This is a genomic window from Dryocola clanedunensis (genome assembly GCF_038405435.1).
GTDB classification, from domain to species: domain Bacteria; phylum Pseudomonadota; class Gammaproteobacteria; order Enterobacterales; family Enterobacteriaceae; genus Dryocola; species Dryocola clanedunensis_A.
Genome location: NZ_JBBYHZ010000118.1, coordinates 1 through 614, shown reverse-complemented (window position 1 = coordinate 614; position 614 = coordinate 1). Strand labels below are relative to the sequence as shown.

The 614-nt window shown below is 68.6% G+C and carries 1 protein-coding gene; it reads right to left on the bottom strand.

Annotated features, from left to right (window positions below; translation table 11 throughout):
* Positions 1–614: 3'-5' exonuclease (locus AAE045_RS23765; protein WP_455549765.1), on the bottom strand; the 614-nt coding region annotated here is incomplete at both ends.

The window sequence follows — 614 nt, the reverse complement described above, 5'->3', positions numbered from 1 at the left end:
ACCCTGCAGGCTGGGCAGGCCTGCTCGTGGATGGTCTCACCCGCCATCGAGGTGACGCGCACCGCACCGTCATTGACCAGCTCGGTCAGGAAGGCCGAGCGCCGACCCTGCACGGTGAACATCGCCACCGAGCGGCGCGCGCGCGTCAGCGCTACGTAGAACAGGCGGCGTTCTTCGCCCAGCGGATACGCATCGCTGTCCGGCATCGCCAGCGCGAGCACGGGATCATCGGCGCGGGTATTGGGAAAGCGCCGGTCCAGCATGCCGGGCAGGATCACATAGTCCGCCTCCATGCCTTTGGAGCGGTGCGCGGTGAGGAAGCTGACCTCCATGTGTTGCCCATGCCGTGCCCGCCACGTGGCCGACAGCATCGCGCGGTCTGCGTTGTAGCGGCCGAGTACGAACACCGTGACCGTGCCATCGCGGCCGGGCGGCACCTGGCCGGACAGCAGCTGCTGGTGCAGTCGCTCCAGATACTGCTCGACCGCTCCGGCCAGCCGGTCGCGCGAGGCGACCTGGTAGGCCTGCAGCACCGCGCCGTACGCCGGCGTGACCGACTGGACGTCCTTCGGGATCTGCGCAGGGTTGCGGGATACGAAGGCACTGGACACATC